This is a genomic window from Veronia nyctiphanis (assembly GCF_004116385.1).
Lineage (GTDB): Bacteria > Pseudomonadota > Gammaproteobacteria > Enterobacterales > Vibrionaceae > Veronia > Veronia nyctiphanis.
The window spans coordinates 58512-83338 of the sequence record NZ_PEIB01000015.1 but is presented as its reverse complement, the minus strand read 5'-3'; the positions used below and the strand labels follow the sequence as shown (position 1 = coordinate 83338).

The window sequence follows — 24827 nt, the reverse complement described above, 5'->3', positions numbered from 1 at the left end:
TTGATGATTTTTTTAGTATTCATAGCTGACAACAAGCTGAAAAACTAGGGGCAAATGTGGAAGTCAATTATCTCGACTGGGAAGGTAACTATGAAGACGTACTTAACGTGCTGCTAAGCTTACGCCCGTCTTACGATATAGAGACGCTCAAAACTCAGATAAAGAGGCAGCAACAGCAGGGCTATCAGGTGGTTTATGTTTCCGGAAAGCACGGCGTTCTGGCGGTCGCGGGGTTTGTGATAAGTGAAAAGCTGGCGTGGGGAAAACACATCTACATTGACGATCTTGTTACTAACCCTGAGTTTCGCTCGACTGGTGTTGGTGCGTTTCTGATGAGCTGGTTTAAAGCGCTGGCAGATGAAAAAGGGTGCGGTCAAATCCATCTCGATTCTGGTGTCCAACGTTTCGCTGCGCATAAGTTTTATTTGCGGGAAGGTTTTAATATCGCCAGCCACCACTTTTCATATATCAAAGATTAACCCGTAAATAAGCACGGAGTGGATGTGATCACTCCGTGCATCAAACGTTTTACCTCAGATAAAAGGGGCCAGACAAGTTAACGAGGTTTTAAAACGCTCCGAATAGTATTTTTCAGACCATCTCCATTTGGCTCCGTGATCTCTTTCCCTTTGCGTGTGGTTGGAAACGCAATATCTCTGTATGCATCAGAGATTTCTTTTGCTTGCGCTGTAATTTCCTCTTCACTGGTTAACTGACCTTCAGCAATTTGTATGACAAGCTCTTTGCTCTTAGTGCAATAGCCTACCTGACGGAATTTCGCATTTATCCAACCAATGGTATTACCATAACCACTGTTCTCGCGCCACTCGACCCAATGACCTGCTCCCTCCATCTTGGGAGAACGGGTAACGATGTCCCACGTCATGCTGTCATGACCAATATTACTGGCATAATCACCGTGCATAGAAACGGAGTCACCCTCTTTCGTCGCATAGCCATTCCAGTTTGGGAACGTATCTGAATACCAGTAGTAACTGGTATGAGTGCCGTTTGTACCGATAGGAATAAAGCATAACCCTTGTGTCGCCCATTGCTGGTGAACTGGGCTGCGATCGTTGTAAGCAGTGATGAGCCAACGATTTCCTCCATTTACCAAATCAGGAAAATGAGGGGGCTGTGAGTTAGCCATTGGGGCAGCTAACATTCCTGTCAGGACGACGAGTCCCGCTTTTTTCAATCGTGATGAACTTGATTTGCTTTCGTGTACTGTTTTCATTTCTGTACTCCTTGGCGGGGCCATGTTTAAAAAATCCACAGAAATGTCTAATTATTTAGCCTTTCAATCAAGGGAATTACCAGAAACACACCAATCAGTCTGAAATAATAGACAGGTGAAACTGAAGTATCGATTTAAAGATTGATAAGGGAGTGAGGGTAAAAACATATATAAATCATAAGCCTGTTAATCTTTTATTTTTTATCTTTGTTTTACTAAATTAGGTATAAAAGGAAGAAAAACAGATGGTTGATCTTAGTTTTTTCAACACGAGAGTTACAGAACCACACCAGCTAAAGATGCTAACTCGAATATTTGGTATCTGAATGGCAGCATATCGGTGCTGAACATACGACTTAAAAAATATGCATCGCAGAACTTCCGCTTTATTTCCAGCCTTAAAAGCGTCTCTCACAAAAAGCACTGTAAAATTTGCTCGTTCAATCAGGCAAAAATTCATCAACACTCACCACGGAATGACTTCATGGACATAACAGGCTTCTCAATCGCTGTGCTACCTTTTGCCCTCTCCCCCGGCGCTAGTTTTACGTTAACGATGAGTAATGTCACTCATTCAGGCATAAAAGGGGCGTTCAGCGTAATCGCAGGTACGGGTATCGGGATTTTGATCCATGCATTTCTGGTCGGTGTTGGTATTTCACAACTGTTGGCTTCAAGCAAGCTGGCAATGGCTACGTTAAATATCGTAGGTTTTGTATTCCTCTTTTGGTTGGGAGTTAAGCTCATCTATTCTGGCGTAAATAGTCGAAATACTCCCATCGCTGATTCTGATGAATTGCCAGTTACCGTTTCTCAGGCGTTATCGCTAAACATATTCAATGCGAAATCGGTGCTACTTTACCTGACCGTCGTGCCACTTTTTGCTGGCAATGCACTGACAGATTTCATGACATTAGGGGTTGTTCACACAGGGATCATGGCCAGTTGGCTTTTTCTATGTAGTTTTCTTCTGGGAATGGCAAGAAGGCAGTTTTCCCTCACGCCTATGACAACCGTGATTAATATCGTCGGCGGGCTGTTCCTCGTCTATACCTCAGTAGTGAAAATAGCTGTTTTTATCTCAGGGTAAGAAGCCTATTTTCTAAACTCGGCCGCAAATAAATAGCTGAAGATCCCAAGGTTTCTCATCTTCCGTTAGCTTGTCATGAAAAGTTAAGTATCGACATTTCGGTAACATGCAAAGCGAGAGGGAGTATTTGATGGCTGAACACAAAAGGCCATTGTCCATTCAGGCAAGTCACTTACTCGGTCTCAGGGTTCAGTGACAAAGCGGCCAATTGTCATTGCCCAATGTGCAGAAAGTTTTACGGCGCAGCCTTTACAACCCTTGTCGCCGTTGCCGATTTTATGTGACTTTCCGGATAACAGCAGCTTCGGGAGTTTACCGCTAACAATTGCACTGTTCGCACATTCTGCAGCAGATGTGGTTCAAGAATCGGCTTCGGGGTCAAAGATACTTCGCAAAGCAGCATAGAAGTGGCAATCGCAAGTTTTGATGAGGAGATTTCCGTCAAAATCGATGCCCACATCTATACAACTACAAAGCGAACTGGCGCGAGATATCCGATACATTACCGCCATTTGAAGACGGCAGAGAATAAGCCCCAAAACAAAACGGACTTTATAGTGAATATATTGACAGTAACATCAGAACACCTCGAACTCGTTGCTCCACTTTTTGATCAATACCGCGTGTTCTATGGGCACAACAGCAACCTCTCACTTGCAGGCACTTTCTTGAGTGAGCGGCTAAAGAAAAATGAATCGGTGATCTTTCTGGCGTAGAACGATCAAGATATACCTGTTGGCTTCACCCAGCTTTATCCCTCTTTCTCCTCTGTGTCGGCGCAAAAAACATGGATCTTGAATGGCCTGTTTGTGAAAGAAGAAGCGCGAGGGCAAGGCGCAGGGAAAGCATTATTAGATGCAGCAAAGGCGTTTACGCATTCGACGGGGGCAAAAGGATTATCGTTAGAGACCGCGAAGGACAATCATCATGCGCAAGCGCTTTATGAATCACTTGGCTACGAGAAAGACGACCGTTACTACAGCTACTTTTTAACGCTTTAGGCAGTTCGGCTGATATGGTTTTCATTCTGCGATATCAGCTTTCGAAGTTCGTCGTAATTATCAACCTTGTCAATAAATTGGTTGTGACAGACACAATGTATTGATTTACATTCAGGTAGTCACTTTGTCCCGAAAAGGCTTTTGGAGAGAATACTGTTATGAAGCTGCATTTCGAAAACGTTGCGTCAACCGAGCAAATTCATCAGGTCTTTGAGCTTGCCAACATTATTTGGACTGAACATTACACCCCCATTATCGGTGCTGATCAGGTCGAATATATGTTGGGTCACTTTCACTCAAAAGAAGTGATCACCGATGAAGTGACAACAGGGCTGACACATTACTTCTTGATGGTCAGTGATGATAAACCCGTTGGATACCTGGGTGTGAAGCTGAGTGAAGACGACCTGTTTTTGAGTAAAATCTATTTATTATCATCAGAGCGCGGTAACGGCTTTGGACGAAAAGCGATTGATTTCATCAAAGACATGGCGAAGGAATATCACAAGAAAAGCATCGTTTTGACGGTGAACAAATACAATACCAACACCATCAAAGCCTATCAGGCATGCGGTTTCGACATCGTCGAAGAGATTTGTGCAGATATTGGCCGCGGCTACGTTATGGACGATTACCGGATGCGCCTTATCGTGTAGTCATCACTCCAGAAAAAAGCACCTGATTTCTTGGCAATTGCGTTGTACCGCAACAACTGCTTTTAAGTATCAAAACAGCTTGAAAGAATCATATTATCTTGTTTTTATTGATTTAATTTTGGTTAGGTCAAAAGCAAGGACTCGCAATGAATTACTGGGTGCTAGGTGCGGGTGTAATTTCTCTACTGACGGCTTTCGTCCATATTTTTGCCGGACAAGTCGACCCTGTTAGGCCATTCCTCAAATCAGAACTGGCTGACGTACCCAAGGCAACACTCCTCTCCTGTTGGCATATGGTTTCTGTGGTTCTTTTGTGTTCTTCATTACTTTATCTATATGCGGGTTGGCGGCCAGCCCCATCTTTTGACATTCTCTCTATGTTCATGTCTTTTGGGTATCTCGCCTTCACCGCAGTGTTTGTTGTTGTCGGTTGGTATTTCTTTGGTGTAAAAAGCCTCCTCAAGCTACCGCAATGGGTATTGTTGCTTCCTGTTGGGGTAATGGGTTGCCTTGGTACATTTTTAGGGTCGTGAGAAAAATTGCATGCAAATCGATAATCAGTTTCAGCAGCTCAAACATCTTGGCGCGGGTGATTTTCAGCACCTCAATGGCTCGTTAGAGACCCACTTACAAGGCACAGAGGCGCTCCTTCGCGAGTGGCAAGCAGACGACATATTACGAACAGCCGGACTTTTTCATGCTGCTTATGGCACGGCGGGCTTTGACGAACAAATGGTGTCATTAAGCAAACGAGCAGAAATTGCAGATGTTATCGGCGTAGAGGCCGAAGCTCTGGTTTATCTGTATTGCTCATGTGATAGAGACGTCGTGTTCCCACAGTTTTCAGGCCAAAAAAGTATACAGTTTAAAGACAGATTCACAGGAGATGTGTTTTCCTTAAAGGAAAATCAATGCAGGTATTTTTGCGAACTGACCGTGGCCAACGAACTAGAGTTAGTCAAAAGTAGCGCCTCATTCAAAGCACAGTATGGGAGGGGTTTGCTGACCTTATTCACGTCTATGAACAACTATTTAAGTGAACATGCGATAGCAAGTTACGAGCAATTATTACAGTGATTCTTTGTTTCGAAATCTAGTTTGCGTGCAAACGCACGTGAACTGAGTCACCAATGTTCATAGTGTTATCATTTTTTATTTCACCGTCCAAAATGTCTACTTTTTAAGTCATCATCAATACCTCATGAAGAGTAATATTCTCTTAGATGTACATACTTGCTGAATCCATGAGGTTATACAATGAAATACCAGACTCTTCTTTTGCTGACTGCCGCTTCTCTGAGCGTCACCTCTCCGGCTATTGCTGCCTCCGAAAAAAGTGTCAGTGATTCTGTGGTGTCAGAGCAAAGAGCCAACCTTGCTACCAATACCTTAAACAAAGGCTTCGGCCCTCAATCACCCCGCGACATTGACTCAGTGAAAGGGGCTAACCCCATTACGTTCAACGCGGCTCCAGCCTATCAACAGATGAATCTGTGTAATATCCACTTTCATAAAAATGCTGAACACGCTGGCGGCGAATTCACCCGTTATGCCGGGAATGGTGACGGCAAAGGTTTCCAGAGTGGCTTTTTGTTCAGCGGTACACTGACAGAAAAAGAATTGGCGGCATTTGACGGAAATGTTTGCCCAAGTAAACATGGCGGGCTTTTCCCAGGTGATACAATTGAAGTTCACTACGTTCACACCTCTGCACAGGTATTACCCGGACCAACGCTGGGAGCTTGCTTGAGTGATGCCAACAAAAATCCGCAGCTGCGAGTTGAAGCGCAAGTAATGGTATTGGTAAACGATGACAAAGCACTCGACTTCAATCAGTTGGCTAAACTCGGCACAACCAATGGCTTTCAGCAGGCTGTCAATCTACCAGATAACACAGGGACACCCATTCAGTATGCCGGTTCAACAACTGGCCCGGCTTACAATGAGGCAGGATCGCCCTTTCAAGTGAGCTGGAGTGTTCGTCCGAAAGTTGCCAAAGTAAATATTAAAACTGTCGCGGACTGGTGTCAGGGTAACGTGTTCAACGAAGATCATGGCCACGGCGTTCGTAACTTAGTGAGGAACATGGCGCTACTCTCCCCAATAAAATAATCTCGCGCCTATTCTTCAGCACTACATCTACTGACGGCGTTCATTTGCACGCCGTCATCTTCATCGTGCTCTCGCAAAAGCAAGAAATCCCGCTGGTGAATTTCTCTCAATGCGTTAGGTTGTTGGCTTTTCCGGAGTGTGAGGCATTAAACATGACGTTGTCAGAGCTTCAGTCACAAATCAAAGCTCATGATCATAAACCAGAATTGGCTGACAAATATTTTCTCAAACTCATCGAAGAGGTGGGAGAACTATCAGAAGCCGTCAGAAAAGAACGTTTTGGACAGCCAACATTGGAGAACCTAAAAGGCTCTGTCGCAGAAGAGCTTCATGATGTGATTTACTATGCCTGCGCACTCGCCAATGTTCATAACATCGATCTGACACAAACCTGCCAACTGAAAAACACGCTCAATCGGGCAAAATACAACAGATGAGTATGCACATTTACATCCTCTGACTTGTTTATTTTCACAACCAATAAGGCGCTAAGAATGCAAAATCTTAATATTGTCGAGATTAAATCGTTTGTCCCCGCAAAAGATTTCGAGTTATCGAAACGCTTTTATCAAACTATTGGTTTTGAGATGGCCTCTGAGTTCGATGGGATCGCGTTTTTTCGAAAAGACCGGTTTTCATTCTTACTTCAGGCGTTTTACGAGCCAAAGCATGCTGAAAATTTTATGATGCACCTCCTTGTTGAAGATGTAGAAAGTTGGCATCAACACATCAGCGCCACAAACATTGACGAGTTTGGCGCAAAGTTGACCGAGCTGGTTGATCAACCGTGGGGAATGCGAGAGTGCTGTCTGTTTGACCCGAGCGGTGTACTCTGGCGAATTGCACAAAATCACGGTTAAAAAACTAAATACCGCTAAATTAGCTTGCCTCACCCTAAACCATTTTCCTGAGGGAGAAATCAGTGGGTCGCCAGATACTCGCAGCAAAACAGGGCAAGAACCTTGCCCTGATAACAATCAGTCACTACTTTCAACGCGCCCACACAAAGCCTGATACTGAATAGATTTCACTCACAGAATGGCCATCAAAACGTCGACGTTCTGCCGGGACATTCTTTAAATGCCATACTCCATGCATTCTGAAGCCTGTCTAACGGAATGGTCGCTGTGGTACTCAGACGGAAGTTACCATCGCTTGAGACCATTTCTGTGTCGCCGGAATACTCATTATATTCCGGGTACATTCGAAACGCCGTCATATTGATTTTGCGAGTATCGTACGTTTTTGAACCATCAGTGACGATACACGGCGCTGTTTGCACCCAGTATTTCCAGCTTCCCCCGTTAGGGTGTCCCGTTGTGGAAAAATTATAAACCTGCTCCATTAAGGTTTTTTCACGCGCCAGGTACTGCTGCCACACCTGCTCTTTCTGATTTCTCGCCTGTTGCTGTTTCTCTCGCTTAGCCTGCGCTTCGGCTTGCGCAATACGCTCTTGCTCAAGCTCTTTGTCACGCTCTGCGACACGGACCTCTAAGGTATCAAGCCCACGCTTAAACACATTGGCAAGCACCGGATGCGCCTCCTTCCACACCAGCATCAACGCAAAGGTTGTGCTGTTCCAATCGCCATATCGACCGCTGTTGTAGTTAAAATCTAAACAGGGCGTTTTACGCAGAGGTACTTTCTTCTCGATGATGTTGCCTACGTCATCCACCGTTTTTTCAATACGGAATTTTTGTTCGACGCATTCATCACGCAGATAGTGCAAAAGGTTGTCCTGAACAAATGTAAACAGCTGCGGCGCTTCTTTCTTCATGTAGTTCAAGCAAGCAGAAAGGTTGTAGTCAGCCTTCTGCATCGTTTCTTGTTCCAGCGTCAGCCGGTCAAGCCGGACACCTGCCGCCTCGAATTTTTTATTCACCCAGAGGCTCGAGGCCTCAATACCGTCCCACACAAAATCGCTGTTCATTGAATCGAGTTGATTGTAATCAGCCAAAGGGCGTTGAAAAAAAGGATGAGTAAACACGTTACAAATTTCCTGAGGGCTGGCAATAGTACCAACCGCAATATTTGTGCCCCAATCAAAACCGCTTTTGGGAACCAAAAGTTCGCCTGACGGCCAATTTGGTTGCGTTTCTTGGGTGTTAGTTTCTGCCTCCGACGCATTGGTAACGCTTACCAACGCCGTCAGTAAAACACTCATCAGGGCAAAACGATGATTCATAGTCAAAGAAGCCTTCTGTTGTGTATTCATTGTGGTATGTCATTTCCGCTGAAAAAAGACACATTCTGTTTATCAGAACATTCTTAAAATGTAGGAGAACTGACCGAGTCGTCAAATGAGAAAGTCACAAAAAAGCGTTACAAAGCAACTGGTTTCCTGACCTCCAGCCCGAGAGTCGTAAGTGAACGCTTCTGTTAAATAAGACGCAAAATAAAGAGAAGGCGCTACCTTGCAATATTGACAACCGAGTAAGGTAGAGCGTCCATAACCTTCTGGTCATCAGTATGCAATTTACACATTCGCACTATATTGGCACTGGCGTAAATCACGACAACGAGCAGTTTGAGGGAAAGCTGACAATCTCAAATTTATCCTCAACGGGTACGCAATCCATGCATTACATTTGTCAAAGAATTTCCGACGGCGAAAAAGTGCACGAAGAACTTGCACTGCTGACAACCAATGAGAACGGCGACAAAACACTTCATCTGCATATGGAGGAGCTACCGTCGATAACCATTCATACCTTAGCGACTCACGACGATGCCTTATGGACGTATTCCTACACCGGAACGGGCCAACTTGAGGGCTTCAACAGTGAGCTTGTCTTCGAATGGAATGAACGAAAAGTAAAATACCTTCACCGTTGGGCAGTGAATGATGAAGTGAGCGATAAATCATGGTGTCTTCTCGAACCCGTCAATGTCCCCGATACAGATGTTTCTCTCAGTCTTACATTGTCGAACAACCAATAAAGGAAAGCTCTTATGCAACCCAGAATGAGTATGTTGACACTCGGTGTCAGCGACCTGAAACGCTCAGTCAAATTCTATTCCGATCTCGGTTTCCCTCGTTATGGCAACGAGGATGAAGTGGCTTTCTTCAACCTTAACGGCACCTGGCTTGGCCTATATGGCAAAGACGCCTTAGCCGAAGATGCCAATGTGTCTGCCGAAGGCTCTGGCTTCAGCGGTGTGACGATTTCGCATTGTCTAGAAACTGAAGAGGAAGTCATTGCGGCAATGGAAGAAGCTGTAGCTGCTGGAGCAGAAATGGTGAAAGCGCCACAAAAGGTATTCTGGGGTGGGTTCAGTGGTTATTTCAAAGATCCTGATGGTTACCTCTGGGAGCTGGCGATGAACCCATTTACGTGGATAGGCCCGGAAAACATGCCCGTTCAATCCGACGAACATCAACCCAATGAGAGTCAAACAAACAGTGATTGATCATTTTGAAATCAAGACAAACAACTTCGACGTCTGCAAACGTTTTTATCAAGCCTGTCTTGCACTTTTGAACATTGAATTAAAGTGGAGTGATGACGCTGCCGCAGGCTTTGGTGTTATCGACGAAAACAAGGTGCGTTTTTTGATTGAACATGGAGAGAGCAATACCGGTTGCCATATTGCTTTCTCAGCAACAGACGAAAACGCTGTGAAACAGTTTCATCATGCAGCAATGGAGGTGAACGCGAAATGTAACGGCAAGCCGGGGCTTCGCGCGCATTACTCTCCAAACTACTATGCCGCTTTTGTTTTTGACCCTGATGGCAACAACGTAGAAGCGGTCACCTATTTATAATGCCGGAACGTCAACTCACATTGATGAATTAGATGGATGAAGAAGATACCAGAGGCATTACAAGGCTTTCTGTTGCCATATAACTGGGATGTCACCAAAGTCTGGGCGCTCGATGCGCCGAGCCAGCAGCTTCACATCGACACGTTAGCATTTATGTTTGAGCTTCCATTTTGGTCATCGGTAAAAGGCGAAATGCGTTTCGACGTGAAGCCCATTGATGTACTCAATGACCCAAGCCTGCATCCGCACCAGTGGCAGCGAGTCATACAAGCAGATTTGCGCTATCCCATAGACCTTATCTACTCTAACAACCGCTACTATATTCTTGATGGACTCCACCGACTGGCTAGATTAAAACAGCAAGGCCTAACAACTGTCAAAGTGCGCATTCACTCGCCCAACATCCAAGACTTTATAGAAATCAAATCCCTTGTAGCGCTATTCCCTACGGAATTCAGCCCAAGCTTATACAACCCTTGGCGTAATCCATCCTATGCTTGAAATAGTATTTTGACTCACGGGTCTTTATGACTAGGCAAGCTCGTGACTGGTTCAGTGACAACTCCAACACAGTCTAATTACCCAAAAAAGGATGCCGTACATGTCTATCCGAACAATGGAACCGGATGATTTCTTTGAGGTATACAACCTCTATCAGGATCAGGATGCTGTTTTTAACAGCTGGTATTTGCTGCCCTTTTTTACGATTGAAAACTTCCTCAACAAATTCTTAGAATCACAGTTGAACTTTGTATTCTGCGATAGTCAGGATAAATCGATTATCGGCCACCTGGTCATCACGCCGTTTTTAATGCCAAGCAACGTCATATCGTGTCATTTGGTATTACTGTTTCTCATCATAGCCGAGGCCAAGGTGTGGGTCAGCAACTACTCACTCACCTGTTTAAACTCTGCAAAAATGAGTTGGGAATAACGCGTATTGAGCTCGAGGTACCGGCCGATAACACGGGCGCACAAAAGCTTTATGTAAGAAATGGCTTTGTGGCTGAAGGGGTTAAGAAAAGCGCCGCTTATGGAAACGGCGCTTATTTTGATGTCATCGTCATGGCCAAATGTTTGGGAGTTGGCCACGAATAATCTTCATGCTGATTGACGACATATGTCTAAATACTGCTCCACAACACTGTCCAACCCCTGTTCGATACACTCAATCATTAATACATGACCAATTGAGACTTCCTTTATATCAGGGATGGTTAAAAAATGCGGAAGGTTTTGTAGGTCCAGATCATGCCCCGCGTTGACTTCAATTCCCAGCTCCTGAGCACGAGTGGCCACGGCTTTAAACTTAGCCAGTACACTGTCAAACTCTGGCGTGCCATAGGCGGCAGCAAGGGTTTCGGTATAGAGTTCAATGCGATGAGCATGTGTGGCTTTCACTCTTTCAACTTGCTCGAGACTAGGGTCTAAAAAAATGGCAGTGCGAATACCCTGCCCGTTCAGGCGCTCACAAATAGTCGCAAGGTACTCACCATCCTGGCTCAAATCCCAACCATGATCAGACGTTAACTGTTCGGGGGAATCCGGTACTAAGGTGCACTGTTTTGGTTTCACTTCCTCCACGAGCTGCAAAAAATCCTCAGATGGATAACCTTCGATATTAAACTCAACCTCGCCATCACAGGACAACAGGCGTGAAAGGTCTCTCACATCCTGTCGAGTAATATGTCGCTCATCTTGCCTCGGGTGAACGGTAATCCCGTGCACACCACGCGAGATAAATTTCTCTGCAAAATCGACAACATTGGGAAAGTCACGCCCTCTTGAATTTCTGAGTAACGCGATTTTATTGAGATTTACACTTAACTTGGTCATCGAACGCGATAACTCCTTTAGCAACGGGTTCACTTGCTTTCATTCTTCTCATGTCTTTTTGTGACAGACAAGTAACATCGCTGTGTAGTGAACCGCAAATATACGCAAAACTGACGGCCAATTTTCTCTTTACTACCAGAAGTAATTACAAACCATTGTTTTTATAGGTTTATTTTGATGTTTATAAAAGTGTAAGTTACGCCGCAAGAACGACCGGACTGCCTGAAAAGTTAGTCTCTCTATGGGGTATTTTTTGCTGGATCGAGACGTATCGGAGCAAAGATTTGAACATCACGTTAAGAGACTTTCGTGACAGCGATGGCGACTTACTGGAGAACATTCTGATTGAAAATGATCAATTTGAATTTCCTGACGTCGAGAATAAGGCCTCAATGAAACGGGTCGCTGATAACCCATCGTCAGTATTTTTGGTGGCTGAATGGGATGGCAAGGTCGCGGGGTTTGCCAAAGGTTTTTACGATGGCTCGCGCGCTCAGCTACAACTCGTTTCTGTTGCAAAGCAATACCAACGCTTCGGCGTAGGCAAAACGCTTATTCAAGCCGTTCAAAGCAACCTTAAAAAAATGGGCGCGCCAACTGTCGCTGTCGTGAATCGCGAAGAAACAGCGGAGTACTGGCTCAAATCTGGCTACTCGCCGCTCCCGGTCAACGTCATGGTAAAACGCATTTAACGCTTATTCTGACTTTAATAACAAACATTTATTTATCAAAAACACCCGCTAAGGAGTACACATTCATGGCATGGTTATTTCTACTTGTCGCAGGTCTATTCGAAGTCGTCTGGGCTGTCATGCTCAAGCAATCTGAGGGCTTTACCAAGCTCTGGCCATCGGTTATCACTATTGCAGCTATGTGGGTGAGCTTTGGCTGTTTGGCCATGGCGCTGAAAACACTGCCAATCGGCAATGCCTATGCCATATGGACGGGTATCGGCGCCGTTGGTGTGGCAATTGTTGGTATCGTGTGGTTCAACGAAAGTATTGATTTCGTCAGAGTGGCCTGCATCGGTCTGATTGTCGCAGGTGTTGTTGGGCTGAAGGTGCTGGGCTCAGGCAACGCGCTGGTTTAATTCTTATCATCTGCGACAGACGGCAGGGTCATTTTGCCCTGCCCGTTTCTCTTTCTTATATTATGAAAACACTCAACATTATAAAAGACGAATGTTCCGACCCATTATCATCTTCTTAGCACTTATCACCTGTAATTCGTTAACTCGCTTCAATTCGACATAAATATCGGAGGCAGACTGGTAAATGATTTTGTAAAACGGCTCTGACTGTTATCACAAGGTGCAAATATCGTTCTTCGAAAGTGCCTCTACTGGCTATTTTTAAAACGTAATTATAAGAATCGCACCGCAGCTTGGGGACCCGAGAAAATGATAAAGTACTTAGAAGTTCACGTAGATGATATTGAAAAATCGCGTATTTTTTGGTCATGGTTTCTGGATGAAGTCGGCTACTGTCCGAACGCGCAGTGGGATAAGGGGTTCAGTTATAATTTGGGTGAGTGTTACCTGTCGTTTGTGCAGGCCGCAAACCTCGAATCGCCTGAAGTTTTTCATCCAACACTGAAAGACCTCAAACATATACCCTTTGGCGCATCATCTGCCAACGATGTGGAACTTATGGCGCAAGCACTTACATCACGAGGTGTTGCACTCAATAAATTACAGCAGCCCGATGAAAGCGCTCTGCATGCCGAGCACTGCCTTTGGTTCACTGACCTTAATGGCCTATCGGTAGAATACTCGACGGCTGCCTGAATAAATAAAGGCTAAGATGACCGACAAAACCAATACACTGATCAATGATGTCGCCTCGCTCGACAGCATCAATATGACACCTATTATCGCCGCTGCTGGCGGCGTGTATGACATAAAGCGACGTATAAACGCGTTAACACAGGAAATTGAAAACGGTAGTCATATCGAGACCACGTATGTCAATGGCGCTCTGATTGGCTACATTCAGTGCTCGTCACGTGACAATTCATCAGCCTATATCAATTCGTTACAAATTCACCCACAGCACCGAAAAGGCGCTGTGCTTAGGAAACTTTTTAGAAACCTAGTCAAACAGCTTAACGAGCGACAGGTGAACTCGTTGACAAGCCGTGTTCACCAAAATAACGAAGCATCGATTCGATTACACCGACGGCTTGGGTTTTCAGAGTCACCTCCAGATGAGTGCTTTATTGCGTTCACGCTAAACAATACTGACTTTAAAGCACGAGCAGACCGATACATTCGCTGAGTGACTGAGAGATAATGAGTAACTTTCCGATAGCAGATAACACTTTCGTTATCGTCCAGTTTTCAGCATCGCACACGAAAGCACTTACGTCTCTCTGGCGAGAGGCGCATGCTGACGTCACAGGTATTTCCCCTATTCACCCTTTTGAAGGGCAGGCTGAATATTTTAAAACGGTACTAACGGAGCAATACCGTGTATTTACCGCATTGACCTCAACCGACAACTTACCTGTGGGTTTTATAGCAGTCAGTGATGACGAAATCTCCCAGCTCTATATTCACCCGAACTTCAAGGTCTAGGGCTGGGGAGTCAATTTATGAAAATAGCCAAAGAGTTATCGCTGGCCGCCTGACACTGAGAACATTTGAGAAAAACATCCGAGCACAGATATTTTATGAACGGCATGGTTTCACCAGTCAGCCGGGAGATACCAACAATGAAGAAGGTCTTTTGGACAGACTTTATACTTGGCAGCCGATCACTGATAATCCTTGATTACACCAACAAGCCTGAGTAGCGCTTCTAATGAAAATCTCTACGATTACTGCCCAGCAGGTACTCCCAATTCGACATCAGGTACTATGGCCCGATAAACCTGTCGATTTCAGTCAGGTTAAAGGTGACGACACTGCCACGCATTACGGTGCGTTTATTGAAGGTGAATTGGTGAGCGTCGGGTCGATTTTTATTGACGGTGACACGGCGAGGCTCAGAAAGTTTGCCACACTATCAGCTCACCAAGGGAAAGGCGTTGGCACCGCAATGCTTCATGTCATGCTCAGCGATCTCAAATCATCATCAGTGAAAACGTTTTGGTGTGATGCCAGAGAATCAGCAATGGCGATTTATCAACGTATTGGCATGAAAGCAGAGGGAGAACGTTTTCACAAAAGCGATATTCCGTATTTCAAAATGCAAATGCCAGTCAGTTCTAAAATCGCCAACCACTTATCTATGACTTATTCTCAAATCCAGAGATAAATATTTACATATAACCTCATAAAATTATTGATAAATACCTCTATGATGATGTGTTAAATTTACATCTTTTCTCTTACTCCATTCGACAAGCCTTCCATTAGCCATTCATTCCTCCAGCCTGAAAGAAAAACTTTATATTAGGTTCATTTTTAGAGTGTTTACTCAGCGACGTTTTTCATAATAACAAGGTTATCAAAGTGAATATTACACGCCGCTCTTTCATCAAAAACTCCGCAGCTCTCTCTGTGGTGCCCATGACTTTCTCTCTCACAGGTTGCGAGTTTAAAACGACCCCTTTCGTTCATGGGGTGGCCAGCGGTGACCCGCTTAGCGATCGCGTTATCATCTGGACGCACCTTTCTTTGCCGGAAGACGTAAAAGATAATTTTGATGTTAACGCACTGAATATTGCCGTTAAATGGGAAGTGTCACTCGACCCGCGATTCGATAGCTTGGTGCAAGAAGGTACAGTGGTAACCAGCCACGAACGTGATTTTACAGTGAAACAAGACGTTACTGGGTTGCAGGAAAATACCTACTACTATTTTCGCTTTACGTTAGCGGTCAAAGATAATGTCTACACCTCTACCATTGGCAGAACCAAAACACTGACTACTAATGATGTTTCTCGCGTCAAAATCGCCTTTACATCATGTTCTCATTACAGCTACGGATACTTTAACGTTTATGCCCGTATTGCAGAGATTCAGGAGATTGATGTCGTGCTCCACCTTGGTGATTATCTTTACGAATACGGTAATAAAGACATCTACCGTAATCATTTCCTCTGGAACCGGAAAGTATCGCCTGACGGCGAAATGATCACGCTTAACGATTACCGCGCTCGCCATGCAACCTACAAAACCGACAAAGATTTACAGGCACTCCATGCCAATCACCCGATGATCTGTATATGGGATGACCATGAATTTGCCAATAACACATGGAAACATGGTGCTGAAAACCACAATGAGGGTGAAGGAAGCTGGGAAGAACGCAGTGCAGCCGCGATAAAGCTTATCGCCGCTTTCGGTTTGGGCAATTAGTAGAGCTTAATATGCTCGATGCCCGTTTCATCGGGCGTGATCAACAGGTTGGGATTAATGACCCAGCCACACATGACCCTGAACGCACGTTGCTCGGCGTTGAGCAAGAGCAGTGGCTCTATGACAACCTTTCATCAGCGCAAAATGACGGTGTGAAGTGGAAACTTCTGGGTCAGCAAGTACAAATGCTACAAACTAAAATCTTTGGCAATCTGGTCAATACTGACTCGTGGGATGGCTACCCCGCAGCCAGAAATAGACTGCTCGACCATATCGTCAATCATGAAATCAATAACGTGATATTTCTGACGGGTGACGTTCATTCCTCATGGGCAGCAGATATCAGCTATGACCCTTATGACTGGAACCAGTACAACCCAATTACCCGTAATGGTGCAGTCGCGGTTGAGCTGGTGTCTTCATCAGTCACGTCGCCATCGATTCCAGTGCCTGGGTTGCAGCAAATTGTTGGAGATGTAGCGAAAGTATTACGACTTGAAAACCCACACATCCGCTATGTCGACATTAAAAATCGCGGCTTCGTTACTCTGACAATCACAGAGCAGGAGGCGGTAGCAGACTGGCATCATGTTCCCGTCGTCGGTGTGGTGAATGATAATGTTTTTGTAGACCGTAGCTTTAAAATAAAAGATGGCATCCCAAGGCTTATTAAAAACTAGTCTTCATCAATCTCTGATCAGGCTAGCTCTATAAATAAGGCATCAGTTGCTAAAAACACGTTGCTCAGTGACCCGTTCTCCGAGCAACGTTTTTACAATGTAAATCGCAGTCTTGCAGAGAGGTAACAGACCTGTCGACATGCCCTGCCATATACTACCAACCAGCTCAAACGGAGAATACAAGCGGGAGTCGTCTTGCCAACATTGCATTTTAAAAACGCAGAGATTTGTTTGTTGGACCTTGCTATACGAGGTGACCGTATCGTTCTTTTTCCAGTCCATGATCGATATGCCGAAACGATTTTCACTGAATTTAATGCAAGTATCACTCGCTACATGATCCCCAAACCAGCCGATGATATCAGTGAGATAAGAGAGTTTATCGACGTCGCCAAAACAGCCATGACACTGAGAACAAGTGTCTTTTGTGCGGTGTGCTGCAAGCAGAGCCATGAATTTTTGGGCATTTGTGCGTTTGAAGGCCAGAAGAGCGCATCGACACCCGAGTTAGGCCTGTGGATAAAGAAAAGCGCCCACGGCAATCGGTATGGGCTCGAGGCGATGGAGACATTGTTTAACTGGGCAATAGACAATATTGATTTCGACTTTGCGGTTTACCCAGTAGACAAAGCAAATGCTCCTAGCAGTGCAATCGCTGAGCACCTTGGCGGCGAAATCGCTTATGAGAAGCTGGCTAAATCACAATCCGGATTCACACTCAACGAAGTGGTTTATCATGTTCCTGGCCTTTGATGGCACAGTTATTGGGAACAGTAATCTACAAAATGTCTCCTCATGCTGCCATTATTGCTCGATCGGCTAACTCTTAAGCAACCTCTTAAACAATGTTGTGCGAAGCACCAGAGTACGCTAGCCCCGTCCTTATTTTGGTTGCATCAGCAAAATTAGGATTGAGTATGGGGGCCAACGTGCTTTCAGCTCATCAGAAATCACCGTTAAATCAAAGTTAAACAACCCTTTCTATTCATCAAGCTGACTCAGTATCACAGTCAGAACAATAGTTTCTAAGCGAGATTGCACTTTTTCCATTTATTACTTTGGTCAACGTAAGGTCACTTTCTCGTCCAACATCGCCGACGATCAATGTCACTATTTTTTATTTATTATACATTTATTACATATTTAAATTTGATTTATATTGGATTATTAGGTTTCGCTTTGATGAATTTATTTAGAGTTCAAAGCATTTTGAGTGCTTTTAGCTCTTCACCAGACTATTAAAATCAAGGGGATACCCAATTACAACCCCTCTTGATTTTCAAAAATTGAAGTTCTCGTCTCAGATCGATAGCATGCTCGCAAGAAATTGTTTAGAGATCTAAATAAAGGCAAACAAATGAGCATGGAGCTTTTACATTGCCACGACTCGCGAAAACCTATTAGCGAGAGTGGTGACACCCTGACTTTTCGAATACCAGAGAGGCAGGACGGTATTGATATTCACGATCTCATTGCCAAATGCCCACCGCTCGACGAAAACTCCTCATACTGTAACTTTCTCCAGTCTCATCACTTTAATCAGACGTGCCTTCTCGCTGAGGACAACGGTGTCATCGCTGGGTTTATCTCGGCGTATATCAAACCTCAGACAGCCAATGAGTTATTTGTTTGGCAGGTAGCCGTGTCGCCAACCATGCGCGGAAGAGGGCTGGCTTCGACCATGCTGGACAGGTTGCTTGAGCGAGAGCATTTATCAAAGATTGATGTAGTAGAAACCACCATCACCAAAACGAACAAAGCGTCCTGGCGTCTATTTGAAAAGCTTGACGAGCGCCATGGAAGAAATGGTGAAGTTTCCATTTTTCTTGATGAAGAAATGCACTTCAAAGGTCGTCATGACACTGAACATCTCTACCGCATCCCACTGAATTCAAGCCTCTAAGAAACTGGATAAACATGAATATCTTCGAAGAAAAAGAATCGAAAGTACGATCGTATTGCAATAGCTTTCCGGTCGTCTTCTCCAAAGCGAAAGGAAGCTGGCTGCATACGGCTGATAACAAAGGTTATATTGACTTTTTGGCAGGTGCTGGCTCGCTCAATTACGGCCACAACAATGACATTCTGAAAGAGGCGCTGCTCGCATACATTTCACAAGACGGTATCACCCACGGTCTTGATATGTATACCGATGCAAAACGCCAATTTCTCACTGCGTTTAATCAGCACATACTCTCTCCGCGCGGTCTGGATTATAAAACACAGTTTACGGGGCCAACGGGCACTAATGCTGTCGAGGCTGCGATGAAGTTGGCGAGAAAAGTGACAGGGCGAACTAACATTGTCACCTTTACAAATGGCTTCCATGGCTGCAGCTTGGGTGCGCTGGCTGCGACAGGTAATCAACATCATCGCGGTGGAGCGGGTATCCCACTTCCGGGAACAACCCGCATTCCGTTTGAGGATTATGCCGACATAGATGGTCTGACCTATTTCGATACCATGCTGTCAGATAACTCGAGCGGTTTAGACAAGCCAGCCGCGGTTCTGCTTGAGGCGGTTCAAGGCGAAGGCGGATTAAATGTCGCGTCAAATGCTTGGCTTCAACGTCTGGAGACTATCTGTAAAAAACACAAGATACTTGTGATCGTTGACGATATTCAGGCGGGCTGCGGCAGAACAGGCACCTTCTTTAGCTTTGAGCCCTCAGGTATAACACCTGACATTGTCACCCTGTCAAAATCCATTAGTGGTTACGGCCTCCCGATGGCGCTTGTACTGTTAAAGCCTGAGTTAGATGAATGGTTGCCTGGCGAACACAATGGTACATTCAGGGGCAACAACCATGCCTTTGTAACAGCCAAGACAGCTATCGAGCATTTCTGGCAAAACGATGCGTTCGAACAGCATATTCAGGCGCGCTCGGAACAGGTGACGAAGACAATCCAAACGGCGTTGAATTCATTCCCTAATATCTTCGTTAGAGCAAAGGGACGAGGAATGATGCAAGGCGTTGAAAGCATTAACGGTGATATTGCAGGCGATATTGCATCACTGTGTTTTGAAAACGGCATGGTGATTGAAACAGCGGGACCGAACGATGAAGTCATAAAATTCTTCTGTCCACTAACAATCACAGAGTCAGATTTGGCGCATGGACTTGCCATTTTCCTCAAAGCAGCCGAACAGGTTGCAGCAGAACAAACAAGAAAAGCGTCATAAGGGATTGAACGATGATTGTCAGAACGCTAGAAGAGTGTAAAAACAGCGAACGTCGGGTTGTTGCAGAAACATGGGAAAGCGTAAGAATGCTGCTCAAAGATGACAAGATGGGCTTTTCTTTCCATATCACCACGATCTACAAGGGTACGGAAACCCATATCCACTATAAAAATCACCTTGAGTCTGTCTACTGCATGTCAGGCACCGGTGAAATTGAGGTGATTGGCGACAAAACGTACCCCATTGAGCCGGGCACACTTTACATTCTGGATAAACACGATGAGCATTTTTTACGCGCGTTTGACGGTGAAGACATGGTGATGGCCTGTGTTTTCAACCCGCCCATCACTGGCAATGAAACGCACGATGAAAATGGCGTATATCCGTTGATCGACTAATAAGAATTTAAATCTAGGAATCTAAATCAAGCAAAGAAGCTTATCATCCATCTTTGCTTGACCTAACTTGAGCATCTCTTTTGGCTAGTCAGTGCTAAAAACTTTGTTAGTGTTTTTTAATAAATACTAAAATATATTCTAGAGAAGTAGCTGCTAAATTTCCCTTCGATATTTATCTAGATCTAGCCTTTTAAATACCTAGTAAAGCTTCTTTTGATGACGCAGCTAAAAATAGGCAACACTTTTGACCTTACTAGGTATGTTTGTAAAAAGCCCAGCTTTTCTGGGCTTGTTTAGAAAAGTGATGTTTAAAGCTATGCGTAACCTCGACCACGCCTTGCCGGATGTGGAGTAAACGGATTTAAATCATTAATTACCCGCGAGAGACCATTCAATGTCTGTGTAGCGCCCCTCTGGATTTGCTGAACTCCATGATTAACGTTTCTGGCGGTTTGCCTTGCCACATTTTGAAACCCTCTAACAACATTTTCTGCTCCCTGACGGACTGCTCCGAAAAATTGTCGGAATTGTCGTGCTGGCTCCTGGATAAGACCACGAAATGTTTCTGCTAGCTGAGGTGCTATGCTTTTTATTGCATCAAAATTACCGCGAGTAATTCCACCTGCTCCACGGAGAACAGTCTCAATGGCATTACCTGTAATATTTTCTGCAGCTTTGACCCCATTTCCGATTGAGCGATAAATGTCAGAAATAGGCTCAGGAGCAGGTTGAGAAACAAAGTTATTAAGAGGTTTAAGAAGACCTGCTACACCAGTTTGCTTGAGTATCCCGCTGGCAATATTCCAAAAATCCTGAAGTGCAGGATTATCAATAATGTTTCGTGCCACTATTTCAGCAATTTCCGATAGGGCCGGTGAAAATGGAGCAAATTGCTGTAACTTAGCAACGACCACATTAGTAACTACTTTCGCTAACTTCTTCGCACTGTTAGGGTCAGCCAGATAGTCTCCAATGGCATCGTTAACACCTTTGCCGCCCAAAACAAAATCTCCAGGTTGAGCAAGTACATCTCCAACAGTTACTTTTCCAGATTTTGCTTTGTTAATAAAGTCTTGGGTACCAGTTGCCAAGTCTAGCTTTATCGGTAATTGAGTATTGAGTAACTGCTGATCAGCAGTGTCCCCCGTCCTAACGACTACATTTGTTAGAGCTCCTGCAAGCTTCGACCTATCCCCATCGCTTAGACGCTCACCGGCCCTTAAACTTAGTCCTTTGAAAACTTCATTCCGAACGTTATTTGCCTGTGTTGCAGTAGAAAAAAGCGGTTGATTGCCCACTGCATTACCTGTGGCATTTCCATAAAATGCTTTGCCTAAGCTACCTGCTGTGACTCCGTCCTTAATCGTTCTATCTATATGTACGTTATTTGCGTTTCTTCTAGATGTGCTAGATGATGGATTTTGGGGGGCAGCTGCGGGGCGGGGAGCAGCAGGAGTGCGACGTCCTGAGAATGCTCTCCTATTATCACGTGGTTGATTTATAGGGCTCAACTGGCCTTGGCTAGATTGCTGTGGTCTATTGTTTCTTATTTCAGGCTTATAGTAGTTCGCCATGCTTTATCTCCATTACTGACGTTGTTTCACTTTATGAACGATTCCGTCGATCACTTATTCGTTTAGTTTTATAAAATTAATCTTATTTATCTTTTTAATATGAAGTGAGTATATATTTTTGTATCATTAGTTTTTAATAAAATAAAAAGCCGTTAATAAGTATTATCTAATGATTGAAAAGTATACTTTTAATATAAAAACTATAAATAAAGAATTAAGGAATAGGTTAAGGTTCTATTATTAAGAGTAACTCGCTTCTTTTAAGCGTGAAACCATCTAGACTTAACCCATTAAAAATTTATTTAATTTTTGGTTCCAATAACCTGCGCGAAGTGATCAATAAGACATTTATCTAAATCATCAAATTTCATCCCCAAATCGCGTTGAATATAGCTGTTGTCAAACGCTAGCTTGTAGCCAACATTCTTGCTAATAAACGCGCGAGTTATCCCGAACAGCGGCGCCACCAGCCAGAGTATCGATTTGGGCGCAGTAAACTTTGGCGTCAACTTCGCTTTGTCTTTGAAGTGCTCTCTGAGTACTGTTGCGATATCGAGATAGCTCATAGTGCCCGCTACCGTGATATGACGCCCTGAGGCATTCTCTGTAAATGCTGCCAGAAGGTGCGCTTTAGCCACATCCCGAACGTCGACAATACCGAACGTTAAATCAGGCGCGGCAGGGAAAAGCTTGCCGTCATAAAGGTCTTTAAATATTCGCATACTTTCACTGCCGGTATTACCAAGCGTTGGGCCAAGCACAAGACCGGGATTAATGGTAAGCAATTGCCAGCGGTTTTGCCCTTTATTCATTTGCCACGCAAGCTGTTCAGCAATGGTTTTTGAATAGGAGTAAGGCTGATGAACCGCAGAGCTCGACAAATTCCAATCAGTTTCATCAAAGGCGGATTTACCTGCATGCTGAAGATCCTCACTGTCGCCATAAATCGCAGCAACGCTCGAGGTCAATACAACACGCTTGACGGTTTCAGTTCGATTCACCGCATCAAGCACGTTCTTTGTACCGAGCTTTGCAGGTTCAAGTAAATCTTTCTCATTGTCCTTCACACCACGTACGACAAAAGGAGACGCTGTATGAAAGACTATTTCACAACCTAAAATGGCTTCATCGTAAGCACCTTCATCTAACAAATTGGCGTTAAATAGACAAAGTTTTCCCCCCGAAGACGCTGCCATTGCCTTAAGGTGTCCGACTTTGTCCTCGTTATCACGATCTCTTACCGTTGCGTGAACCGTGTTGCCCGCATCCAGCAGTTTTTTAACGATCCATGATGCGACATAGCCATTAGCCCCTGTCACTAGCACCGGTGATTGAGAAAAGAACTCGCTCATGTTGCACTCCCTGTCATTATTGAAGGACTTTCTCTTCAGCAGTTATATCCATACTCAGTCCATACTGCACCAAGTGACGTTGATATTCATCATTAGGCTTATCTAATGTGTTGCACTTTCGTCAGTCTTTCACTTGCCTCACACATGCGACAATTCGGTAGCAACCAGTAAATATTAACTGACTCGCAGTGTTCTTTCTGCGTGACTGCATACGCATGTTACTCAGGTAAATTTAACGATGACAATTCGAGGAATCACTATGAAACAAAGACTCATCGATATCATTACCACTAGCGCAGAGATCACCGAGACACTCCGTATTTGTGAAAAAATCGCATTGCCGAATTACTACCTCGCAGGTGGCGCGATAACTCAATGCGTATGGAATCACCTACTAGGTTTACCTTTGCTCAATAAAGTTAAGGACTTCGATATTGTCTACTTCGACGACCAGAGAGCATTAACTGAATCTTTTTATGAAACTCAGATTACCCGGCGAATCACTCACTCTATTCCGGTTGATGTGAAAAATCAGGCGATAGTACATGAGTGGTACCCCAGAAAGTTTGGACACACAATAACCCCTTATCAAAAGACGGAAGACGGTATCGCGTCATGGCTGCCTGCGTTTTCAATTGGCGTTAAATCGGTAAACGGAAACATTGAGGTGTTTTCTGCCTATGGTCTCGATGACTTGTTTTCCATGACCGTCAGACCCAATAAAATGGCGATGTCTGAGGAAAGTTATTTGAAAATGACTGACGGGTTTAAACGACGCTGGCCAGAGGTCTTTGTTTTGCCATGGAATGTTCATCACAGTTAAGGGGTGATAATTCTCTTATCAATCACTCTATTGAGGAGAAATGCGTCACAAGCGTCAACGTAAAGAGTGGGAAAAATGCGCCAGTTTGCATAACGTCTTAATTGTTAGGCAAGCGAAGGAGTTTTTCATGCAGTATGTCATACAGGCCATGTTTGCAGCCATGTCGAGTTTTATCTTACTCAGTGCCATCAACGAAACACTCGAAAATGGTTTATCCCCCCCAGCATTCGGCCTTTTTTTAATTAGTGGCGTATCGTTTTTTATTTATTATTTGCTTAACCAGCGACGAAACGGGTTTTTCTGTTGTGATAGCCTTTATTTTCTTTTTTCTTCCGCCCTCTTTTTCGGCCATATCGCCAATCACATTTATTTCGGAAGCCTCTCGCTAAGCCATGGCTTTCACATAGCAATTTGTATGATATTTTTTGCTGGATACCGACAGTGCAGCCTTATTACGAAAATTCGCCAGAAAGCCCGTAAATCAGTCAGCCGAAACGGTAATAATCTGGTTATTCACTCTGCTTTCCCCGAATCCCGCACAGACATTAAAATTGCTGATATTGCCTCAATAAGTATCAACGACGGTAATCTGGTGGTTGCAGAAAACCGTTCTTCAGTACATGACTTTATGGTCACATGTTCAAAGGAAGAGCTGCTATCACGCCTTTCTTTGATACTGACATCAGACGAGCAAGACAGCATAGAGTTGAATTTAAGCGCATTGAACGAAACACCCGCATGACCAATGCAATGTGTACTCACGTACCTGAGATGATAGAAAGAAGAAAGGAGCCTACACAGGCTCCTTTTTTTATA

Annotated in this window: 34 protein-coding genes and 1 pseudogene; 30 read left to right on the top strand and 5 right to left on the bottom strand. The window is 44.4% G+C overall.

Annotated elements, in window-relative coordinates:
• The first annotated feature begins 56 nt into the window (after positions 1-56).
• Complete coding sequence (locus CS022_RS13375; RefSeq protein ID WP_129122700.1) at positions 57-479, top strand: GNAT family N-acetyltransferase; 423 nt, start codon at positions 57-59, stop codon at positions 477-479.
• A gap of 77 nt (positions 480-556) precedes the next feature.
• Here CS022_RS13375 and CS022_RS13370 read toward each other — a convergent pair whose 3' ends face one another.
• Complete coding sequence (locus CS022_RS13370; RefSeq protein WP_129122699.1) at positions 557-1237, bottom strand: hypothetical protein; 681 nt, start codon at positions 1235-1237, stop codon at positions 557-559.
• A 484-nt stretch (positions 1238-1721) separates the two neighbouring features.
• Here CS022_RS13370 and CS022_RS13365 point away from each other — a divergent pair, with 484 nt between their 5' ends.
• The 10 genes from CS022_RS13365 (at position 1722) to CS022_RS13325 (ending at position 6956) form a co-directional block, all read left to right on the top strand.
• Positions 1722-2327: a LysE family translocator gene (locus CS022_RS13365; RefSeq protein WP_129122698.1), complete on the top strand. Its 606-nt coding sequence runs from the start codon at positions 1722-1724 to the stop codon at positions 2325-2327.
• Between the two features lie 134 nt (positions 2328-2461).
• A complete protein-coding gene (locus CS022_RS28410) occupies positions 2462-2611 on the top strand; it encodes a GFA family protein (protein ID WP_456243288.1) in 150 nt (49 codons plus the stop codon).
• Positions 2612-2734: 123 nt separating this feature from the next.
• Positions 2735-3043, top strand: coding sequence for a hypothetical protein (locus CS022_RS27730; protein ID WP_456243287.1), 309 nt, complete (start codon positions 2735-2737; stop codon positions 3041-3043).
• Positions 3044-3055: 12 nt separating this feature from the next.
• Positions 3056-3328: a GNAT family N-acetyltransferase gene (locus tag CS022_RS27725; protein WP_328590360.1), complete on the top strand. Its 273-nt coding sequence runs from the start codon at positions 3056-3058 to the stop codon at positions 3326-3328.
• A gap of 158 nt (positions 3329-3486) precedes the next feature.
• On the top strand, positions 3487-3984 hold the full coding sequence (locus tag CS022_RS13350) for a GNAT family N-acetyltransferase (RefSeq protein ID WP_129122697.1): 498 nt from the start codon (positions 3487-3489) through the stop codon (positions 3982-3984).
• Between the two features lie 146 nt (positions 3985-4130).
• A complete protein-coding gene (locus CS022_RS13345; protein ID WP_129122696.1) occupies positions 4131-4517 on the top strand; it encodes a hypothetical protein in 387 nt (128 codons plus the stop codon).
• A 10-nt stretch (positions 4518-4527) separates the two neighbouring features.
• The gene (locus CS022_RS13340) at positions 4528-5061 is read left to right on the top strand and encodes a DUF6817 domain-containing protein (protein ID WP_201746279.1); all 534 of its coding nucleotides are present in this window, start codon (positions 4528-4530) and stop codon (positions 5059-5061) included.
• Between the two features lie 180 nt (positions 5062-5241).
• Entirely contained in the window at positions 5242-6096 is an 855-nt protein-coding gene (locus tag CS022_RS13335; protein WP_129122695.1) for a delta-class carbonic anhydrase, read from the top strand.
• 152 nt (positions 6097-6248) lie between these two features.
• Complete coding sequence (locus CS022_RS13330) at positions 6249-6533, top strand: pyrophosphohydrolase domain-containing protein (protein ID WP_129122731.1); 285 nt, start codon at positions 6249-6251, stop codon at positions 6531-6533.
• A gap of 57 nt (positions 6534-6590) precedes the next feature.
• A complete protein-coding gene (locus tag CS022_RS13325; protein WP_129122694.1) occupies positions 6591-6956 on the top strand; it encodes a VOC family protein in 366 nt (121 codons plus the stop codon).
• Positions 6957-7141: 185 nt separating this feature from the next.
• On the opposite strand, the gene CS022_RS13320 is transcribed toward CS022_RS13325, so the two are convergent.
• A complete protein-coding gene (locus CS022_RS13320) occupies positions 7142-8311 on the bottom strand; it encodes a hypothetical protein (protein WP_129122693.1) in 1170 nt (389 codons plus the stop codon).
• Positions 8312-8565: 254 nt separating this feature from the next.
• On the opposite strand from CS022_RS13320, the gene CS022_RS13315 reads away from it, so the two are divergent.
• From CS022_RS13315 to CS022_RS13295, 6 genes are all read left to right on the top strand, one after another.
• Positions 8566-9036: a hypothetical protein gene (locus tag CS022_RS13315; protein ID WP_129122692.1), complete on the top strand. Its 471-nt coding sequence runs from the start codon at positions 8566-8568 to the stop codon at positions 9034-9036.
• A gap of 12 nt (positions 9037-9048) precedes the next feature.
• The gene (locus CS022_RS13310) at positions 9049-9507 is read left to right on the top strand and encodes a VOC family protein (protein ID WP_129122691.1); all 459 of its coding nucleotides are present in this window, start codon (positions 9049-9051) and stop codon (positions 9505-9507) included.
• Positions 9500-9862: a VOC family protein gene (locus CS022_RS13305; RefSeq protein WP_129122730.1), complete on the top strand. Its 363-nt coding sequence runs from the start codon at positions 9500-9502 to the stop codon at positions 9860-9862. The genes CS022_RS13310 and CS022_RS13305 overlap by 8 nt, the downstream gene beginning before the upstream one ends.
• A gap of 36 nt (positions 9863-9898) precedes the next feature.
• Positions 9899-10363 carry a ParB N-terminal domain-containing protein gene (locus CS022_RS13300; RefSeq protein WP_129122690.1) on the top strand — a complete coding sequence of 155 codons (465 nt, stop codon included), beginning with the start codon at positions 9899-9901 and terminating at the stop codon, positions 10361-10363.
• Between the two features lie 100 nt (positions 10364-10463).
• The gene (locus CS022_RS25385) at positions 10464-10796 is read left to right on the top strand and encodes a hypothetical protein (RefSeq protein ID WP_201746283.1); all 333 of its coding nucleotides are present in this window, start codon (positions 10464-10466) and stop codon (positions 10794-10796) included.
• Complete coding sequence (locus CS022_RS13295; RefSeq protein WP_161569631.1) at positions 10694-10960, top strand: GNAT family N-acetyltransferase; 267 nt, start codon at positions 10694-10696, stop codon at positions 10958-10960. Before CS022_RS25385 ends, CS022_RS13295 begins: the two co-directional genes overlap by 103 nt.
• Positions 10961-10963: 3 nt before the next feature.
• Here CS022_RS13295 and CS022_RS13290 read toward each other — a convergent pair whose 3' ends face one another.
• Positions 10964-11698, bottom strand: a complete 735-nt coding sequence (locus tag CS022_RS13290; RefSeq protein ID WP_129122688.1) for a pyridoxine 5'-phosphate synthase — start codon at positions 11696-11698, stop codon at positions 10964-10966.
• A gap of 284 nt (positions 11699-11982) precedes the next feature.
• Between CS022_RS13290 and CS022_RS13285 the strand changes: the two genes are divergently transcribed.
• From CS022_RS13285 to CS022_RS13235, 11 genes and pseudogenes are all read left to right on the top strand, one after another.
• Positions 11983-12390: a GNAT family N-acetyltransferase gene (locus CS022_RS13285; RefSeq protein WP_129122687.1), complete on the top strand. Its 408-nt coding sequence runs from the start codon at positions 11983-11985 to the stop codon at positions 12388-12390.
• A gap of 65 nt (positions 12391-12455) precedes the next feature.
• The gene (sugE, locus tag CS022_RS13280) at positions 12456-12788 is read left to right on the top strand and encodes a quaternary ammonium compound efflux SMR transporter SugE (protein WP_129122686.1); all 333 of its coding nucleotides are present in this window, start codon (positions 12456-12458) and stop codon (positions 12786-12788) included.
• A gap of 309 nt (positions 12789-13097) precedes the next feature.
• Positions 13098-13484 carry a VOC family protein gene (locus CS022_RS13275; protein ID WP_129122685.1) on the top strand — a complete coding sequence of 129 codons (387 nt, stop codon included), beginning with the start codon at positions 13098-13100 and terminating at the stop codon, positions 13482-13484.
• A gap of 16 nt (positions 13485-13500) precedes the next feature.
• Complete coding sequence (locus tag CS022_RS13270; RefSeq protein ID WP_129122684.1) at positions 13501-13974, top strand: GNAT family N-acetyltransferase; 474 nt, start codon at positions 13501-13503, stop codon at positions 13972-13974.
• A gap of 14 nt (positions 13975-13988) precedes the next feature.
• On the top strand, positions 13989-14273 hold the full coding sequence (locus tag CS022_RS26400; protein ID WP_235869499.1) for a hypothetical protein: 285 nt from the start codon (positions 13989-13991) through the stop codon (positions 14271-14273).
• 226 nt (positions 14274-14499) lie between these two features.
• Positions 14500-14955, top strand: a complete 456-nt coding sequence (locus CS022_RS13260; RefSeq protein WP_129122683.1) for a GNAT family N-acetyltransferase — start codon at positions 14500-14502, stop codon at positions 14953-14955.
• Positions 14956-15209: 254 nt separating this feature from the next.
• A pseudogene (locus CS022_RS26395) lies at positions 15210-16681 on the top strand (alkaline phosphatase D family protein).
• A 195-nt stretch (positions 16682-16876) separates the two neighbouring features.
• Complete coding sequence (locus CS022_RS13250) at positions 16877-17434, top strand: GNAT family N-acetyltransferase (protein ID WP_161569630.1); 558 nt, start codon at positions 16877-16879, stop codon at positions 17432-17434.
• A gap of 610 nt (positions 17435-18044) precedes the next feature.
• Positions 18045-18584: a diaminobutyrate acetyltransferase gene (gene ectA / locus CS022_RS13245; protein WP_129122729.1), complete on the top strand. Its 540-nt coding sequence runs from the start codon at positions 18045-18047 to the stop codon at positions 18582-18584.
• Between the two features lie 14 nt (positions 18585-18598).
• The gene (gene ectB / locus CS022_RS13240; RefSeq protein WP_129122681.1) at positions 18599-19864 is read left to right on the top strand and encodes a diaminobutyrate--2-oxoglutarate transaminase; all 1266 of its coding nucleotides are present in this window, start codon (positions 18599-18601) and stop codon (positions 19862-19864) included.
• 11 nt (positions 19865-19875) lie between these two features.
• Positions 19876-20262, top strand: coding sequence for an ectoine synthase (locus CS022_RS13235; protein WP_129122680.1), 387 nt, complete (start codon positions 19876-19878; stop codon positions 20260-20262).
• A 314-nt stretch (positions 20263-20576) separates the two neighbouring features.
• On the opposite strand, the gene CS022_RS13230 is transcribed toward CS022_RS13235, so the two are convergent.
• Both CS022_RS13230 and CS022_RS13225 read right to left on the bottom strand, forming a co-directional pair.
• Positions 20577-21836 carry a hypothetical protein gene (locus CS022_RS13230; protein WP_129122679.1) on the bottom strand — a complete coding sequence of 420 codons (1260 nt, stop codon included), beginning with the start codon at positions 21834-21836 and terminating at the stop codon, positions 20577-20579.
• A 302-nt stretch (positions 21837-22138) separates the two neighbouring features.
• Positions 22139-23188 carry an NAD-dependent epimerase/dehydratase family protein gene (locus CS022_RS13225; protein WP_129122678.1) on the bottom strand — a complete coding sequence of 350 codons (1050 nt, stop codon included), beginning with the start codon at positions 23186-23188 and terminating at the stop codon, positions 22139-22141.
• Between the two features lie 259 nt (positions 23189-23447).
• Between CS022_RS13225 and CS022_RS13220 the strand changes: the two genes are divergently transcribed.
• A complete protein-coding gene (locus tag CS022_RS13220) occupies positions 23448-24011 on the top strand; it encodes a nucleotidyltransferase family protein (RefSeq protein ID WP_129122677.1) in 564 nt (187 codons plus the stop codon).
• 127 nt (positions 24012-24138) lie between these two features.
• Positions 24139-24753 carry a hypothetical protein gene (locus tag CS022_RS13215; protein ID WP_129122676.1) on the top strand — a complete coding sequence of 205 codons (615 nt, stop codon included), beginning with the start codon at positions 24139-24141 and terminating at the stop codon, positions 24751-24753.
• Positions 24754-24827 lie beyond the last annotated feature (74 nt).